Source organism: Streptomyces roseoviridis (assembly GCF_039535235.1).
In the GTDB taxonomy this organism is placed as follows: domain Bacteria; phylum Actinomycetota; class Actinomycetes; order Streptomycetales; family Streptomycetaceae; genus Streptomyces; species Streptomyces roseoviridis.
The window spans coordinates 2,852,353-2,867,617 of the sequence record NZ_BAAAWU010000001.1 but is presented as its reverse complement, the minus strand read 5'-3'; the positions used below and the strand labels follow the sequence as shown (position 1 = coordinate 2,867,617).

The window sequence follows — 15,265 nt, the reverse complement described above, 5'->3', positions numbered from 1 at the left end:
GGCCGTCAGCGCCACGCCCGGCCCTCACCGCCACGCCCGCGGCCGTCACCGCCACCCCGCGGCGGTCAGCGCCACGCCCGGCCGTCACCGCCACCCTCGCGGCCGTCAGCGCCACCCCCGCGGCCGCCACCGCCACGCCCGGCCCCCACGCCGATCCGGCTCGCTGTGGGCGACGCCCGTCGCCGCGTCGGCCCGTTGCGGCGCCTGGGCCGCGACCGTGCCCGTGACCAGCGGGGCGACGGTTGGGGACGCGAACGCGCCGGCCGCGCCGCCGATCACCCCGACGGTGGCGATCACCGCCTGACGGTGCGGCGCGGCCCGTGCGTCGTACGATCGCCCCATGGCCCCCACCGGCGAACCCCGCGCGACCCCGCACGACTGGACCGACGAGCACGTCGCCCGCTGGAAGCCCGTCCTGCCCGGTCTCGACCCGGTCGTCGAGGGCGCGGTCACCCGCATGAAGAAGCTGTCCGTCCACCTCCGCCGGGTGCGCGAGCAGTCCCTCGTCGACTTCGACCTGGAGCGTCACGAGTTCGACACCCTCCACAAGCTCGCCGGGCGCGGCGGCAGCGCCGCCCCCTCCGAACTCGCCCAGGACCTCGACCTTCCCCCCGCCTCCGTCACCGGCCGTCTCGACGCCCTGGAGAAGCGCGGCCTCGTCCGCCGCGCCCCGTCCACCACCGACCGCCGCCGCGTCGTCGTCGAACTGACCGACTCCGGGCGCGCGACCTGGCTCGGCGCGATGGACGTCCTCGGTCACGAGGAGGAACGCCTCCTCGGCGTCCTGACCCCCGAGGAACGCCGCATCCTCAACGACCTGCTCCGCCGCGTCATGCTCGCCGCGGAACAGGACCCGGCCTCGACGGGGCCCTGAGCCTCACATGCTCAGCGAGCGCGCGTAGTTCAGCTGCCCCATCACCCAGTGGATCGTGTCCGGGCCGGTCGCCGGGATCATCGTCGCGTGGTGGCGGCCGCCGCTGGTCACCGTGACCTGGATGAAGCCGGTCGTCCGCTTCTCCTTCATCAACAGGAACAGCAGACCCAGCAGGCAGAAGAGGAAGAACACGATCGCGAGCACGATCGCCACCGTCGGCATCTTCTCCTCGGTCCGCGACATGTCCATCGCGTTCCACACCGCGCCCTTGAGCGGCATGGGCCCGGCCGGCGTCATGATCTGGTCGCCCATCACCGTGATGTCCCCGAGGCTCAGCAGCGGCGCACCGGCGCCGGCCGGGACCGGCGCGTGCTGCGGGGGCACCGGGACACCGGCCGCCAGGGTCGGCTGGTAGGCGGGCGGCGGGGGCGTCTGCGGATAGCCGTAGCCCGGCGTACCGGCCTGCTGGCCCGGGCCCCACTCGTAGGCCCCGGAGTCCTCCGACTTGTAAGGGTTCGGCTCGCTCATCAGTCCCCGTCTCCCCGCACACGTCCGTGCGGACACGAAAAAGCCCGCTTCTGCACGACGCAGCGTACAGAAGCGGGCTTCCCCGTCGTGACCAGGTGTCAGAAGCGGCGGGTGATCAGCGCGCGCTTCACTTCCTGGATCGCCTTGGTGACCTCGATGCCACGCGGGCAGGCGTCCGTGCAGTTGAACGTCGTGCGGCAGCGCCACACGCCGTCCTTGTCGTTCAGGATCTCCAGGCGCTGCTCGCCCGCCTCGTCACGGCTGTCGAAGATGAAGCGGTGCGCGTTGACGATCGCGGCCGGGCCGAAGTACTGGCCGTCGTTCCAGAAGACCGGGCAGGACGACGTGCACGCGGCGCACAGGATGCACTTGGTGGTGTCGTCGAAGCGCTCGCGGTCCTCGGCGGACTGCAGGCGCTCGCGGGTCGGCTCGTTGCCCTTGGTGACCAGGAACGGCATGACGTCCCGGTACGCCTGGAAGAACGGCTCCATGTCGACCACGAGGTCCTTCATCACCGTCAGGCCCTTGATGGCCTCGATGGTGATCGGCTTCTCGGGGTTGATGTCCTTGATCAGCGTCTTGCAGGCGAGCCTGTTCTTGCCGTTGATCCGCATCGCGTCCGAGCCGCAGATGCCGTGCGCGCAGGAGCGGCGGAAGGTGAGCGTGCCGTCCAGGTCCCACTTGATCTTGTGGAGACCGTCGAGCACGCGCTCCTTCGGGTCGATCTCGATCTGGAAGTCCTCCCAGACCGCCGCGTCCGACACCTCGGGGTTGAAGCGGCGGATGCGGAAGGTGACCGTGATGTAGGGGGACGCGGCGGAGTCCTTCTCCACCTTGTCCAGTACGGGGGTAGCCATCAGTACTTACGCTCCATCGGCTGGTAGCGGGTCTGGACGACCGGCTTGTAGTCGAGACGGACGGTCTCGGAGCCGTCCTCGCCGACCTCGCGGTACGCCATGGTGTGGCGCATGAAGTTGACGTCGTCGCGGTTCGGGTAGTCCTCGCGGTAGTGACCGCCGCGGGACTCCTTGCGCGCCAGGGCCGAGACGGCCATGACCTCGGCCAGGTCGAGCAGGTTGCCCAGCTCGATGGCCTCCAGGAGATCGGTGTTGAAGCGCTTGCCCTTGTCCTGGATGGACACGTTCTTGTAGCGCTCGCGCAGCTCGGCGATCTTCTCGACGGCCGTCTTGATGGTCTGCTCCGTACGGAACACCATCACGTTGGCGTCCATCGTCTCCTGGAGCTCACGGCGCAGGTCGGCGACCCGCTCGTTGCCGGTGGACTCGCGGAGCCGCTCGATCTGCTCCTGGACGAAGGAGGCGGGGTTCTCCGGCAGCTCGACGTAGTCGGCCTTCGCCGAGTACTCCGCCGCCGCGATGCCCGACCGCTTGCCGAACACGTTGATGTCGAGCAGCGAGTTGGTGCCGAGGCGGTTGGCGCCGTGCACGGAGACACAGGCGACCTCGCCGGCCGCGTACAGACCCGGGACGACGGTGGTGTTGTCCGCGAGGACCTCACCCATCACGTTGGTCGGGATGCCGCCCATGGCGTAGTGCGCGGTGGGCTGGATCGGGATCGGGTCCGTGTACGGCTCGATGCCGAGGTACGTACGGGCGAACTCGGTGATGTCCGGGAGCTTGGCGTCCAGCTGCTCCGGCGGGAGGTGCGTCAGGTCCAGGTAGACGTGGTCGCCCTCGGGACCGCAGCCGCGGCCCTCGCGGATCTCCGTGTAGATGGAGCGGGAGACGACGTCACGGGACGCGAGGTCCTTCATGACCGGCGCGTACTTCTCCATGAAGCGCTCGCCGTCCTTGTTGCGCAGGATGCCGCCCTCGCCGCGGGCGCCCTCCGTGAGCAGGATGCCCATGCGCCAGATGCCCGTCGGGTGGAACTGGAAGAACTCCATGTCCTCCAGCGGGATGCCACGACGGTAGCAGGCGGCCTGGCCGTCACCGGTCAGGGTGTGGGCGTTGGACGTCACCTTGAAGAACTTGCCGGTGCCGCCGGACGCGTAGATCACGGCCTTCGCCTGGAAGACGTGGATCTCGCCGGTGGCCAGCTCGTAGGCGACCACGCCGGCCGACTTCTTGATGCCGTCGACCTCGGTGATCAGCTGGTCCAGGACGTAGAACTCGTTGAAGAACTCCACGCCCTCCTTGACGCAGTTCTGGTACAGCGTCTGGAGGATCATGTGACCGGTGCGGTCCGCGGCGTAGCAGGACCGGCGGACCGGGGCCTCGCCGTGGTTGCGCGAGTGACCGCCGAAGCGGCGCTGGTCGATGGTGCCGCCCGGGGTCCGGTTGAACGGCAGGCCCATCTTCTCCAGGTCGAGGACGGCGTCGATGGCCTCCTTCGCCAGGATCTCGGCGGCGTCCTGGTCGACCAGGTAGTCACCGCCCTTGACCGTGTCGAAGGTGTGCCACTCCCAGTTGTCCTCCTCCACGTTCGCCAGCGCGGCGGCCATGCCGCCCTGCGCGGCGCCCGTGTGGGAGCGGGTGGGGTAGAGCTTCGTCAGGACCGCGGTGCGGCTGCGCTTCGTCGCCTCGATGGCGGCGCGCATGCCGGCGCCGCCGGCGCCGACGATGACGGTGTCGTACTTGTGGATCTTCATGACGTGGATTACCTCAGCCCCGTGCCTAGCGGATGTTCGGGTCGAAGGTGAAGATCACCAGCGTGCCCAGAAGGATGGTGAACACCGTGGCGGTGTACAGCAGGCCCTTGAGCCACAGGCGCGTGTTGGCGCGCTCCGCGTAGTCGTTGATGACCGTGCGGAGGCCGTTGGCGCCGTGCAGCATCGCCAGCCACAGCATCAGCAGGTCCCAGACCTGCCAGAACGGGGACGCCCAGCGGCCGGCCACGAAGGCGAAGCCGATCTTGGAGACGCCGCCGTCCAGGAAGAGCTGGATCAGCAGGTGGCCGAGGACCAGGACGACCAGGACGACACCGGACAGGCGCATGAAGAGCCACGCGGCCATCTCGAAGTTGCCGCGGGTCGCCCGGGGGGTCTTGCCGGTGCGCTTGCGGGGGGCCTCGATGTACGGGGCCGGGTTGTCCACGTCGTAGTGGGCGCCGCCCTCGACGGGACCGATCGCGGTGGAGGTGTCAGCGGACATGAGTGGCGTCAGCTCCCGAACAGTTCACGTGCGGCGTGGCCGAGGACGGGGTAGATCGAGCCCGCCATCAGCACGACCCAGATGCCCACGACGGTCCAGAGCATCTGCTTCTGGTAGCGCGGGCCCTTGGACCAGAAGTCCACGGCGATGACACGGAGACCGTTCAGCGCGTGGAAGAGGATGGCGGCGACGAGGCCGTACTCCAGCAGAGCGACGATCGGCGTCTTGTAGGTCGCGACCACCTCGTCGTACGCCTCGGGGGAGACACGGACGAGAGCGGTGTCCAGCACGTGTACGAACAGGAAGAAGAAGATGAGGACGCCGGTGACTCGGTGAGCCACCCAGGACCACATTCCTTCCCGGCCGCGGTACAGCGTTCCAGCCGGCACGGAAAAACCCTCCGGGAGCGGGGATCAGGGCCGGCCGGCTTCTCTGTCGGTCAGGCCCGGCCGGGTACGGTCCACCGGCCCCGGTCATCGTAGCGACGAGTTGTCGGTTCGCTCGCGCGGGGTCCATAGGTGTGATCAAACAGGCACGGACGGGCTATCGTTCGGCCCCGAATCGCCGCATTCCGGACGAACTCACCACGCGGCGATCGAACGCGTGAGCCGCGTCCGGGCGAGCCGGCGCAGTTCGTCGGCGGCGACGACCCGTTCCTCGTCCCTTTCGTTGCCGAGACGTGACCGGATCCCGGCCAGGACCTGGTCGAGCCGCTCGCCGGCCGGCACTCCGTCCAGGCTGATCACGAACGCGTGTCCGAAGCCGGCCTCGTACGCGGCGAGGGCCGCCCGCAGCGCCGTCCGGGCGGCCGGCGGCGCGTCCGGGTGCGGCAGCGCGGAGGTCTCGCGGGACAGCGCCTCGTCGAGATCGGCCCCCGACAGGTCGTAACCGGCCTCGTCGGCGGCGGCGAGCAGCGCGTCCAGGGTCGGGTACGGCCGGTGCGCGGCCACCCGTTCGGCCCAGCGGCGGCTGCCGCAGCAGTCGAGCAGCAGGTTCTCGGCGACGGAGGCCGGGGCCGCGTTGAACCGCACGAGCCCCGAGAGGACGCCGAGGTGCCGGGCGGCACTCTGCCGGGCAGGTATGACGGGGCGGGCCGGGGTCCGGCAGGAGGCGGCGTGGGTGTCGCTGGTCAGCGGGGACTCCGGAGGCGAAGGGCGCGAGCCGGACGGAAGCGGGAGGGGGGCGAGCGGCCGAGGGAGCGGCGACAACCGATGGGGTGGATGTGACGCCACGCTATCGGCGGGACGGGGGAAGTGTCCGACGGATGCGCGAATTTCACCTGGACGAGTGGGTTTCGCCGAAGGGGTGGACGGAAGCGCCGGAAAACCCCGGGATGCCGTGCTTCACCCGATGAGAGAGGATTCCGAGTGATGCGGTACTCCATACGAGGGCCCCGCCGGGGCCCCGCACTGATGGCGACCGCGGTGGCACTGGTCACCGTGGCGGCCTGCTCCAACGGTTCTCCGTCCGCCCCGCCGGCCGTCCCCCCGCCCACGGGAAGCTCTCCTTCCGGGCCGGTCACCAGCACGGCGGCTCCGCCCCCGAGCCCGACACCGACGCCCACGCCGAGCCCGACGAAGAGCTACCCGCTCTCGGCCGCGCCCCAGGTCGTCCCGGCCGTCCGTGACCACACGGCGGCCCGCGGTCCCGGCTGGAAGCCGGGACCGGGCACCGGAGTCGTCGTCGCCGCCAAGGACGAGCGGGCCCTCGCCGACGAGGCCCGGCTGGTCGCCGGAGAGCTGGGCGTCCCCTACCGGGGCACCGCGGCCGCCCGGCCCGGCGACGTGAGCCTCGCCCTCGGCGGGCAGGGCGCCCCCGAGTCGTACCGCCTCGCCGTCCAGGGCGGCGGCGTCCGCATCACCGGACCCGACCAGGCCGGCGTCTTCTACGGCACCCGGACGCTCAAGCAGTCCGTCAGGTCGACCGGCGCCGTGCCCGAGGGAGTCGTCACCGACGCCCCCGCGAAGCCCCAGCGCGGACTGATGGTGGACATCGCCCGCAAGCACTTCACCGCCGGCTGGATCGAGGCCCGGCTGCGCGAGATGGCCGACCTCAAGCTCAACCAGCTCGGCCTGCACTTCTCCGACGACCAGGGCTTCCGCATCGCCTCCGACAGCCACCCCGAGGTCGTCTCGGCCCAGCACCTCACCAAGGCCGAGGTCCGGCGGATCGTCGCCCTCGCGGCGAGCCTGCACATCACGGTCGTCCCCGAGATCGACTCGCCCGGACACCTCGGCGCCGTCATCGCCGCCCACCCCGACCTCCAGCTCGTCAGCGCCACGGGCCGCACCCCGCGCGGCGCCGTCGACATCTCCAAGCCCGCCGCGGCGAAGATCGTCGACGAGCTGCTGCGCGAGTACGCCGGTCTCTTCCCCGGCGGCCACTGGCACCTGGGCGCCGACGAGTACGTGGCCCTGATGTCCCGGAACCCCGAGGCGACCTACCCCCAGCTCGCGCGCGCCGCGACCGCCGAGTACGGCGCCTCCGGCCGGGTCCAGGACCTGGCGACCGGCTGGCTCAACGACCGCGCGGCCGTGGTCCGGCCGACCGGCAAGGCACTGCGGGCCTGGAACGACGGCTTCTTCACCGGCGGCGTGGTCAGCGCCGACCGGGACATCCAGGTCGCCTACTGGACCGGCAAGGAGATCGGAGCGCGGACCCCGGCCTCGTACCTGAGCGCCGGCCGCAAGCTGATCAACTACAACGACGAGTACCTCTACTACGTCCTCGGCCAGCCCAACCAGTTCACGTACCCGACCGGCCGCCGCATCTACCAGGAGTGGACCCCGCTGGTCGTGCGCGGCACGGCTCCCGTCCCCGCCCGCTACGACCCGCAGATCCTCGGCGGCATGTTCGCCGTCTGGTGCGACCTCGCGGGCGCCCAGACCCAGGCGCAGGTGGCGGACGGCATCCGGATGCCGCTGACGGCGACGGCCCAGAAACTGTGGGACGCCCGCAAGCCGACGCTGAGCTGGGCGGAATTCCGCTCCCTGGCGGGGCGCGTGCGCTGAGCGGGGCGGGTGGGGCCCAGCGGGCGCGCCCGCGCCTCCCGGGCCGGGCCGGCTTGTCGGGTCCGATGGACACGCGCACGGCGGACGGCGTACGGTCCCGGCCTCGGCGGCCGTGCGGGCGCCCGGCGCTCCTGGGGTGGGGACGCCGTTGTTCCGTGGGGGGTCCACATCGCCATGAGTTCCGTCGTGCTCCGCAACCCGAACGGACTGTCGTACGCCGTCGTCACGCTGCTCGCGGGCAACATCGCCTTCGACGCCCTGCTCGCCCTGATCGACGTGCGGGGTCTGCTCGCCGACGACCCCTTTTCCTTCGACGCCGCCGTGTTCGGCCCCGTCGACCTGAACGTCGCCTACGGCATGGCGTTCACGCTGTTCACGGCGACCGGGATCGTCTTCATCGTCTGGTTCCACCGGCTGCGGCGGAACGCCGGCGTGTGGGCCCCCGACGTGCCGAGCCGCGGCCCCGGCTGGGCCGTCGGCGGCTGGTTCGTCCCCATCGCGAACCTCTGGATCCCGCGGGGGATCGCCGCCGAGATCTGGCGGGCGAGCCGCCCGAACCCGCACGGGGCCGACGGGGCCCGTGAGCTGACGCTCCTGAACGGCTGGTGGACCGTCTGGGTCACCGGCACGGTCGTGGACCGGATCGCCACGGCGCTCTTCGGCGACGCGGACACCGTTTCGGCCTGGACCACGGCGACCTGGTGGTCCCTCGCCGGCTATCTGCTGAACATCGCCGCCGCCGTCCTCGCGATCCTCGTCGTCCGCCGCCTGACCTCTATGCAGCACGCGAAGGCCACTGGCATGATTCCGGCCGCGCAGTGACGAAAAAGCGCCGAACGGCGCAGTAGTGGAAGTACTGCGTCCGCATCGCTGGCGAGGAGGCGTCCATGACGTCCGTGACGAGCACGAGCCTGCAGGAACTGATCGAACGCGCCGACGCCCGTGGCCTCGCCGCCGCCGGACTCGCCTGTCTGGACCGGTGCCTGCCCCTGCTCGCGCCGGAGCGCGCCGAGGTGCTGCGGCCGGTGTGGGCCGCGGTGGCGCGCGGAGACGGCGCGACGTGGGCCGAGGCGGTCGCCAAGGCACGGGTCGAGCTGGAGGGCGCGGGCGGCGCGGACGCGGACGCCGGCGGAGTCGTCACCATGGTGCGCGCGATGCTGGACGGCGTGCCCGGGGAGTGGGCCGAGGAGCCGCTGCGGGACTGGACCGGGCGCTGCTCCGCGGTCGCGCTCGCCGTGCACCGCCTCTACGACGCGACCGAGGCCGGTCCGCTCCACGCGGGCGAACTCCGCCGCCAGCAGGCCGTCCTGGAGGCGGCCGCGCACGGCCCGACCGGCCTGCGCCGGGCCCGCGAGCTGTCCATCGAGGGCGGCCGCGTCCTGCGAGCCGTCGTCTCCCGCCGCGCGCGGACCGCCTGAGGCACGATGACCCCATGGTCCGACGGGGGAGGGCGGCCGTGGCCGCCGTGACGACGGCGGTGCTCGGCGGCTGCGGCACCGCCGCGGGCGAGAAGCCGGTCGCGCCGCAGGTGCGCACCGAGGAGCGCCCGATCGAGCGGCGTTTCCCGGAGTTCGGGGACATCGAGAGCACTCGCTGGTCCGCGCGGCCGCTGGGGGACCAGGACTCCCGTGTCCCGGGTCCGACGGACGTTCGCCTGGAGGGCCGGGCGACGCTGTCCGCGCGGGACGTGCGGCGGCTGCTCGACGCGTACCGCTGGACGCCGGCGGACGGACCCTGGCTCACGAGCGAGGGGTTCACGGCCGCGGTCACGGAGGGCCGGTACGCGGCCGACCTCCGGCTGGACCCGACGGCGCGGGTCGTGCGGTTCGACGCCGTGAACCCGGTGGTGAAGGAGTAGCGGGGGCGGGTCCGGTGTCCGGCCCCGCCCCCGGCCCGCTCAGGCTCCCGGCTCGCTCAGGCCCCCGGCTCGGTTTCCGTCGCCGGCTCGTCGATGTGCATCGAGGCGATCGCCTCCGCGATCTCCCGCTCCGCCCGTGCCTTGTCCAGGCCGAGCCCCGTGAGCGGCCCCTTGCCGTCCTCGAACTCGAGCAGGGCGAGCAGGATGTGCTCGGTGCCCACCCAGGCGTGGCCGAGGCGCAGGGCCTCGCGGAAGGTGAGCTCCAGGACCTTCTTGGCGTCCGCGTCGTACGGGACGAGCGCGGGCACCTCCTCGGCGGCCGGCGGCAGCGTCGGGGTGACCGCCTCGCGGAGGCGGTCGGGGGTGACGCCCTGGTTGGTGATCCACGCCAGCGCGAGCCCCTGGGGTTCGGCGAGCAGGCCGAGCGCCAGGTGGGCCGGGACCGTCTTGTCGTTGCGGGCGGCGGTGGCCTCGTTCTGCGCTGCCATCACGACGTTGCGGGCCCGGGGGGTGAACCGGCTGAAGCCGGCACCGGGGTCCGCCTTCGCGGCGTCGGCCCCCTTGTCGTCCTTGGGGACGAAACGCTTCTGGGCGGCCTGCCGGGTGACGCCCATGCTCTTGCCGATGTCGGTCCAGGAGGCGCCGGCCCGTCGCGCCTGGTCTACGAAGTGGCCGATGAGGTGGTCGGCGACCTCGCCGAGGTGGTCCGCCGCGATGACCGCGCCGGACAGCTGGTCGAGGGCGTCCGTGTGGGACTTCTTGATCGCTTCGATCAGGTCGTCGAGACGCACGGGACTGGTCGTGCCGAGTGGTGTCGTCATAAGCGCAACCCTAGGTTGACACCCAGGGGGTGTCAACCTAGGGTTGACAGTGTGCGGGCAAAAGAAAAGGGCGCCCTCACTGGACGCCCCAAGGACCCGAACAGGAAGACGACCGGGGCCGCCACCCCCCACAGGAGAGGCCCCGGTCGTCGTCCGCGGAGCCGCGGACGGCCCCGTACTCCTAACAGCGCCGCGCATGCGTTTTCTGTCACACCCCCTCGCGCCGCGCGAAAGTTCGAGTTGTACAAAGAACCGGACCCGCGTGGACGCGGCGCCCGAAAAGGACGTAGCGTTCTGTTGCGCCCTGGGCGGCGTGGCGGTGACGACCAGCCGCGATGAGCGCGACGACGAACAGGTGTGGGGAGTGCTGGGGGACGAGGCGGAGCTGACGGCCGCAGTGCTCGCCGCGCAGAACGGTGACGACGACGCCTTCCGCACCGTGTACCGCGCGGTGCATCCGCGGCTCCTCGGCTACATACGCACCCTCGTCGGCGAGGCCGACGCCGAGGACGTCGCCTCCGAGAGCTGGCTGCAGATCGCGCGCGACCTCGACCGCTTCAGCGGCGACGCCGACCGCTTCCGCGGCTGGGCCGCCCGCATCGCCCGCAACCGCGCCCTCGACCACATCCGCATGCGCGGCCGCCGCCCCGCCGTCGGCGGCGACGAGACGGAGCTCACCGACAAGCCCGCCGAGTCCGACACCGCCGGCGAGGCCCTGGAGGCCCTGGCCACCGGCCGCACCATGCACCTCATCGCCCAGCTTCCGCAGGACCAGGCCGAGGCCGTCGTCCTGCGGGTCGTCGTCGGCCTGGACGCCAAGAGCGCCGCCGACACCCTCGGCAAACGCCCCGGAGCGGTTCGTACCGCCGCCCACCGGGGCCTCAAGAAGCTCGCCGAACTCCTCGGTGCGGCCGGTCACGGCGGTGACCTCCCGCAAGGCCCCGAGGGCGGCCCCGACGGCGATTCCCCGCTCGACGGCGTACCTCCGCAGCGCGGTCGCCGGGCGGGGGCCGCGACGCCTGGCGGTGTGACGCAATCGCGCGCGCGGACGCAGAAGGACATGTGATGGCCGACGAGCGGTACCAGTGGCTCGACCAGGAGGCCGCGGAGCGGCTGCTGCGCGGCGAGCCGGTCGACCCCGTCGACGACGCCTCCCGCGCGCAGGCCGAGCTCCTCGCGCGCGCCCTCGACACGGCACGTACGCCCTCGGCCGCCGCCACTGCCGGCGAACTCCCCGGCGAGGAAGCCGCCCTCGCCGCCTTCCGCAAGGCCACCGCCGAGCGCGCCGCCGCGGCCGGACCCGCCGGGACGTCCGCCCCGGCCGACCTCGGCGCCGTCCGCATCGCCCCCGTCCCCACCGGCCGGCGCTGGGGACGCTCCCTGCGCTACGGACTCGCCGCCGCGCTCGCCGCCGTCACCGTCGGCGGAGTCGCCGTCGCGGCCGGAACGGGCATGCTGCCCCTGACCTCCGAGCCCGCTTCCGGGCACTCGGTCAGGGCCGTCGACACCACCGGGCCCACCGCGTCCGGCTCGCCGGGCGACGGCACCGGCACCGGCACCGGCACGAACGCCCCCGGCGTCCCCGCGGACCCCGACCGGACGACCGGCACCCCCGGACCCACCGGCGGCCCCTCCAGCGCCACGCCCGGAGCCGGCGACACGGCCGGCGCCACCGCCGAGCCGGACCGGACCACCGCCGGCCCGGACGGTGACGGCGCGAGCCGGGACAAGCGGATCGTCGAGGCGTGCAAGGAGTACCGCGCCGGCCGGCTCACCGACAGCGGCCGGCAGCGGCTCGCGGGTTCGCTCAGGAGCGGCGAGACCGTGAAGCGGTACTGCGAGCGGGTGCTGGCCGGCGCGCCCTCCTCCGGTGCGGCCCAGCCCTCGGCGGGACGCACCACCGGCGGCAGCGGCGGCAGCGGCGGCTCCGGCAGTGGCTCCGGCGGCGGCGGTCCGGAGTCGGGCAACGCCGACGGCGACGACAAGGACGACCGAGGCGACGGCGACCGCAAGGGCGGTGGCAGCGGCGGCGCCCGGGGTTCCGACGGCGGCGCCGGCGACCGCGGACCCGTCTCCGGCGGGCCCGGCGCGCACGGCAAGGACCGCCCCCGTTCATAGCGCGGCAAGAGCGCCGCAAGACGGGTGTGACACTTTTCGACCCGCCGACGCAGTACTGAGTGAGCCGACTGGTCATCGGCGAGCGCACGGAGCCGGGGTTCCCCCCGTACCTTCGGCTCGGCGCATCGGCGCGGGTGGGACACGTTCCCCCGGTCCCACCCGCGCCCCTTCTCCTCCTCGCGCGCCTTCCTCGCGCATCCGCGGCGCACGCCGGTCACCGGCGCGGCCGGATCACCAGTGCACGACGACCTTGTCGCCCACCTTCACCTGGTCGAACAGCACCGCGAGCTTCGCCTTGTCCCGTACGTTCACGCAGCCGTGCGAGGCCCCGTTGTAGCCGCGGGCGGCGAAGTCCGACGAGTAGTGGACCGCCTGGCCGCGGCTGAAGAACATCGCGTACGGCATCGGCGTGTGGTAGATCGTCGAGGTCCAGTCCCGGGCCTTCCACTCGACCTTGAACTCGCCCTCGCGGGTCGGGGTGTTCTCCGAACCGAAGCGCACGTCGAAGGACGAGACGACCTTGCCGTCGATCATCCAGGCGAGCGTCCGGCTCTCCTTGCTGATGCACATCACCCGGCCGGTCGTGCAGCGCGGGTCGGGCGTGTCCAGCTTGTGGGTGGTCGACGGCCGCAGCTCGTCGGCGGTCGGCTCGCGCGTCGCGGCCACCAGCCGCTTCCAGGTGACCTCGTCGACCGAGCCGGTCCGCGGCAGCTCCCGCTTCTTCTGGAAGGTCTTCACCGCGCCCCCGGTCATCGTCCCGTAGAAGCCGGTGGGCGCCCGGTCGAAGTGCCCGAGCTGCCGCAGCCGGGCCTGGAGCTCGCGCACCTGGGCGCTCTCGTCGCCGTCGTCCATCAGGATCCTGGCCGCGGGTGCGGGCGTTCCGCCGGAGCCCGAGGCGGAGGACGACGGTGCCGGCGACGAGGGCTTGTCGTCGGTGCCCGGGGCGGTCCGCGAGGGCGCCGGGGCCGGTGCGGTGGACGCCGTCGCCGGCGTGGAGGGCGGCGTGGTGCCCGTGCCGCCGGAGGCCGCGGCCCCGGGCACGCAGCCCGCGGCCAGGGTGACGGCCGCGACGGCCAGGACGGCTCTGTGCAGGACGGCTCTGCGCAGGACGGACGAACGCTTCATCGGTGCCCCCCGGGAAATGACGTGTGTACGGAGGGATGGTTCCCGTGCCCGCGCGGTTGCGCACGTGACCGAAAAGAGACGGGCATGCTGTGAGGAAGGTCCCAGCGTGCTGCTCTCCACCCGGCCGCACGCCCGCCGCTACAGTCCGCAACGAGGGCGGGTACCGCTCAGTAGCGGGTCTTGATCAGCAAGCAGTGAGCAGCAGGTCTATCGGGAGGCACAACACATGGCGCGCGAGTCGGAGTCGGGGCTGCCCATCGAGCCGGTCTACGGACCGGACGCCCTGGAGGGATGGGACCCGGCCGAGAAGCTGGGCGAGCCGGGGGCGTATCCCTTCACGCGCGGTGTGTACCCGTCGATGTACACCGGCCGGCCGTGGACGATGCGCCAGTACGCCGGTTTCGGCACCGCGGTGGAGTCCAACGCCCGCTACAAGCAGCTGATCGAGAACGGCACGATGGGTCTGTCGGTCGCCTTCGACCTGCCGACGCAGATGGGCCACGACTCGGACGCCCCGATCGCGCACGGCGAGGTCGGCAAGGTCGGCGTGGCGATCGACTCGATCGACGACATGCGCGTGCTGTTCGACGGGATCCCGCTGGACAAGGTGTCCACGTCGATGACGATCAACGCCCCCGCCTCCCTGCTGCTCCTGCTGTACCAGCTCGTCGGCGAGGAGCAGGGCGTCCCGGCGGACAAGCTGACGGGCACGATCCAGAACGACGTGCTGAAGGAGTACATCGCCCGCGGCACGTACATCTTCCCGCCCAAGCCGTCCCTGCGGCTGATCGCGGACATCTTCAAGTACTGCAAGGCCGAGATCCCCAAGTGGAACACGATCTCGATCTCCGGCTACCACATGGCCGAGGCGGGTGCCTCGCCGGCGCAGGAGATCGCGTTCACGCTGGCCGACGGCATCGAGTACGTCCGCACCGCGGTCGCGGCCGGCATGGACGTGGACGACTTCGCGCCCCGACTCTCCTTCTTCTTCGTGGCGCGCACGACGATCCTGGAGGAGGTCGCGAAGTTCCGTGCGGCCCGCCGGATCTGGGCGCGGGTGATGAAGGAGGAGTTCGGCGCGAAGAACCCCAAGTCGCTGATGCTCCGCTTCCACACCCAGACGGCCGGCGTGCAGCTGACCGCCCAGCAGCCCGAGGTCAACCTGGTCCGGGTCGCCGTGCAGGGCCTCGCGGCCGTCCTCGGCGGTACGCAGTCGCTGCACACCAACTCCTTCGACGAGGCCATCGCCCTGCCGACGGACAAGTCGGCGCGCCTGGCGCTGCGCACCCAGCAGGTCCTCGCCTACGAGACCGACGTCACCGCCACCGTCGACCCCTTCGCGGGCAGTTACGTGGTGGAGAAGATGACGGACGACGTCGAGGCGGCCGCCCTGGAGCTGATGGCGAAGGTGGAGGAGCTGGGCGGCGCGGTCAACGCGATCGAGCGCGGCTTCCAGAAGAACGAGATCGAGCGCTCCGCGTACCGGATCGCGCAGGAGACCGACTCCGGGGAGCGGGTCGTCGTCGGCGTCAACCGCTACACGATCGACGTCGAGGAGCCCTACGAGCCGCTGCGGGTCGACCCGGCGATCGAGGCCCAGCAGGCCGAGCGCCTCGCCAAGCTGCGCGCCGAGCGCGACCAGGCGGCCGTGGACGCGGCCCTCGCGGAGCTGAAGAAGGCGGCCGAGGGCACGGACAACGTGCTCTACCCGATGAAGGACGCGCTCAAGGCGCGCGCCACCGTCGGCGAGGTCTGCAACGCGCTGCGGGAGGTCTGGGGCACGTACGTCCCCACCGACGCCTTCTGATTCCCCTCCC

Annotated in this window: 16 protein-coding genes; 8 read left to right on the top strand and 8 right to left on the bottom strand. The window is 72.1% G+C overall.

From position 1 onward, the window contains the following. Positions 1-340 precede the first annotated feature (340 nt). On the top strand, positions 341-874 hold the full coding sequence (locus tag ABD954_RS12745; protein WP_345486140.1) for a MarR family winged helix-turn-helix transcriptional regulator: 534 nt from the start codon (positions 341-343) through the stop codon (positions 872-874). Positions 875-877: 3 nt separating this feature from the next. On the opposite strand, the gene ABD954_RS12740 is transcribed toward ABD954_RS12745, so the two are convergent. The 6 genes from ABD954_RS12740 to ABD954_RS12715 all read right to left on the bottom strand — a co-directional run bounded on the left by ABD954_RS12740 (position 878) and on the right by ABD954_RS12715 (position 5,597). Then, positions 878-1,402 carry a hypothetical protein gene (locus ABD954_RS12740; protein WP_345486139.1) on the bottom strand — a complete coding sequence of 175 codons (525 nt, stop codon included), beginning with the start codon at positions 1,400-1,402 and terminating at the stop codon, positions 878-880. Positions 1,403-1,500: 98 nt separating this feature from the next. Then, entirely contained in the window at positions 1,501-2,259 is a 759-nt protein-coding gene (locus tag ABD954_RS12735; protein ID WP_345486138.1) for a succinate dehydrogenase iron-sulfur subunit, read from the bottom strand. Continuing rightward, positions 2,259-4,013 carry a succinate dehydrogenase flavoprotein subunit gene (gene sdhA, locus ABD954_RS12730; protein ID WP_345486137.1) on the bottom strand — a complete coding sequence of 585 codons (1,755 nt, stop codon included), beginning with the start codon at positions 4,011-4,013 and terminating at the stop codon, positions 2,259-2,261. Before sdhA ends, ABD954_RS12735 begins: the two co-directional genes overlap by 1 nt. Before the next feature lie 25 nt (positions 4,014-4,038). Then, positions 4,039-4,515 (bottom strand): succinate dehydrogenase hydrophobic membrane anchor subunit, encoded by a 477-nt coding sequence (locus tag ABD954_RS12725; protein WP_128982419.1) that lies wholly within the window; start codon positions 4,513-4,515, stop codon positions 4,039-4,041. Between the two features lie 8 nt (positions 4,516-4,523). Further along, positions 4,524-4,904, bottom strand: coding sequence for a succinate dehydrogenase, cytochrome b556 subunit (gene sdhC / locus ABD954_RS12720; protein WP_189948009.1), 381 nt, complete (start codon positions 4,902-4,904; stop codon positions 4,524-4,526). A gap of 192 nt (positions 4,905-5,096) precedes the next feature. Then, complete coding sequence (locus tag ABD954_RS12715) at positions 5,097-5,597, bottom strand: 2-oxo-4-hydroxy-4-carboxy-5-ureidoimidazoline decarboxylase (protein ID WP_382745656.1); 501 nt, start codon at positions 5,595-5,597, stop codon at positions 5,097-5,099. A 288-nt stretch (positions 5,598-5,885) separates the two neighbouring features. Between ABD954_RS12715 and ABD954_RS12710 the strand changes: the two genes are divergently transcribed. The 4 genes from ABD954_RS12710 to ABD954_RS12695 all read left to right on the top strand — a co-directional run bounded on the left by ABD954_RS12710 (position 5,886) and on the right by ABD954_RS12695 (position 9,384). Continuing rightward, positions 5,886-7,526, top strand: a complete 1,641-nt coding sequence (locus tag ABD954_RS12710; RefSeq protein ID WP_345486135.1) for a beta-N-acetylhexosaminidase — start codon at positions 5,886-5,888, stop codon at positions 7,524-7,526. A 174-nt stretch (positions 7,527-7,700) separates the two neighbouring features. Further along, entirely contained in the window at positions 7,701-8,348 is a 648-nt protein-coding gene (locus ABD954_RS12705; protein WP_345486134.1) for a DUF4328 domain-containing protein, read from the top strand. A gap of 65 nt (positions 8,349-8,413) precedes the next feature. Beyond that, positions 8,414-8,944: a hypothetical protein gene (locus tag ABD954_RS12700; protein WP_345486133.1), complete on the top strand. Its 531-nt coding sequence runs from the start codon at positions 8,414-8,416 to the stop codon at positions 8,942-8,944. Between the two features lie 14 nt (positions 8,945-8,958). Next, positions 8,959-9,384 (top strand): hypothetical protein, encoded by a 426-nt coding sequence (locus ABD954_RS12695; RefSeq protein WP_345486132.1) that lies wholly within the window; start codon positions 8,959-8,961, stop codon positions 9,382-9,384. 56 nt (positions 9,385-9,440) lie between these two features. Here the strand turns inward: ABD954_RS12695 and ABD954_RS12690 are convergent, their stop codons facing one another. Continuing rightward, the gene (locus ABD954_RS12690) at positions 9,441-10,205 is read right to left on the bottom strand and encodes a Clp protease N-terminal domain-containing protein (RefSeq protein WP_345486131.1); all 765 of its coding nucleotides are present in this window, start codon (positions 10,203-10,205) and stop codon (positions 9,441-9,443) included. 364 nt (positions 10,206-10,569) lie between these two features. On the opposite strand from ABD954_RS12690, the gene ABD954_RS12685 reads away from it, so the two are divergent. Both ABD954_RS12685 and ABD954_RS12680 read left to right on the top strand, forming a co-directional pair. Beyond that, on the top strand, positions 10,570-11,271 hold the full coding sequence (locus ABD954_RS12685; RefSeq protein ID WP_345492118.1) for an RNA polymerase sigma factor: 702 nt from the start codon (positions 10,570-10,572) through the stop codon (positions 11,269-11,271). Continuing rightward, positions 11,271-12,323 (top strand): hypothetical protein, encoded by a 1,053-nt coding sequence (locus tag ABD954_RS12680; RefSeq protein WP_345486130.1) that lies wholly within the window; start codon positions 11,271-11,273, stop codon positions 12,321-12,323. The genes ABD954_RS12685 and ABD954_RS12680 overlap by 1 nt, the downstream gene beginning before the upstream one ends. A 231-nt stretch (positions 12,324-12,554) precedes the next feature. Here ABD954_RS12680 and ABD954_RS12675 read toward each other — a convergent pair whose 3' ends face one another. Further along, positions 12,555-13,448, bottom strand: coding sequence for a L,D-transpeptidase family protein (locus tag ABD954_RS12675; protein ID WP_345486129.1), 894 nt, complete (start codon positions 13,446-13,448; stop codon positions 12,555-12,557). A 226-nt stretch (positions 13,449-13,674) separates the two neighbouring features. Between ABD954_RS12675 and ABD954_RS12670 the strand changes: the two genes are divergently transcribed. Continuing rightward, entirely contained in the window at positions 13,675-15,255 is a 1,581-nt protein-coding gene (locus ABD954_RS12670) for an acyl-CoA mutase large subunit family protein (protein WP_345486128.1), read from the top strand. Positions 15,256-15,265 lie beyond the last annotated feature (10 nt).

Coding starts and splice junctions, on each gene's coding strand:
- ABD954_RS12745 (WP_345486140.1), top strand. CDS start 341: ATGGCCCCCACCGGCGAACCCCGCGCGACCCCGCACGACTGGACCGAC.
- ABD954_RS12690 (WP_345486131.1), bottom strand. CDS start 10,205: ATGACGACACCACTCGGCACGACCAGTCCCGTGCGTCTCGACGACCTG.
- ABD954_RS12680 (WP_345486130.1), top strand. CDS start 11,271: ATGGCCGACGAGCGGTACCAGTGGCTCGACCAGGAGGCCGCGGAGCGG.
- ABD954_RS12670 (WP_345486128.1), top strand. CDS start 13,675: ATGGCGCGCGAGTCGGAGTCGGGGCTGCCCATCGAGCCGGTCTACGGA.
- ABD954_RS12710 (WP_345486135.1), top strand. CDS start 5,886: ATGCGGTACTCCATACGAGGGCCCCGCCGGGGCCCCGCACTGATGGCG.
- sdhA (WP_345486137.1), bottom strand. CDS start 4,013: ATGAAGATCCACAAGTACGACACCGTCATCGTCGGCGCCGGCGGCGCC.
- ABD954_RS12700 (WP_345486133.1), top strand. CDS start 8,414: ATGACGTCCGTGACGAGCACGAGCCTGCAGGAACTGATCGAACGCGCC.
- ABD954_RS12705 (WP_345486134.1), top strand. CDS start 7,701: ATGAGTTCCGTCGTGCTCCGCAACCCGAACGGACTGTCGTACGCCGTC.
- ABD954_RS12725 (WP_128982419.1), bottom strand. CDS start 4,515: ATGTCCGCTGACACCTCCACCGCGATCGGTCCCGTCGAGGGCGGCGCC.
- ABD954_RS12695 (WP_345486132.1), top strand. CDS start 8,959: ATGGTCCGACGGGGGAGGGCGGCCGTGGCCGCCGTGACGACGGCGGTG.
- ABD954_RS12735 (WP_345486138.1), bottom strand. CDS start 2,259: ATGGCTACCCCCGTACTGGACAAGGTGGAGAAGGACTCCGCCGCGTCC.
- ABD954_RS12675 (WP_345486129.1), bottom strand. CDS start 13,448: ATGAAGCGTTCGTCCGTCCTGCGCAGAGCCGTCCTGCACAGAGCCGTC.
- ABD954_RS12740 (WP_345486139.1), bottom strand. CDS start 1,402: ATGAGCGAGCCGAACCCTTACAAGTCGGAGGACTCCGGGGCCTACGAG.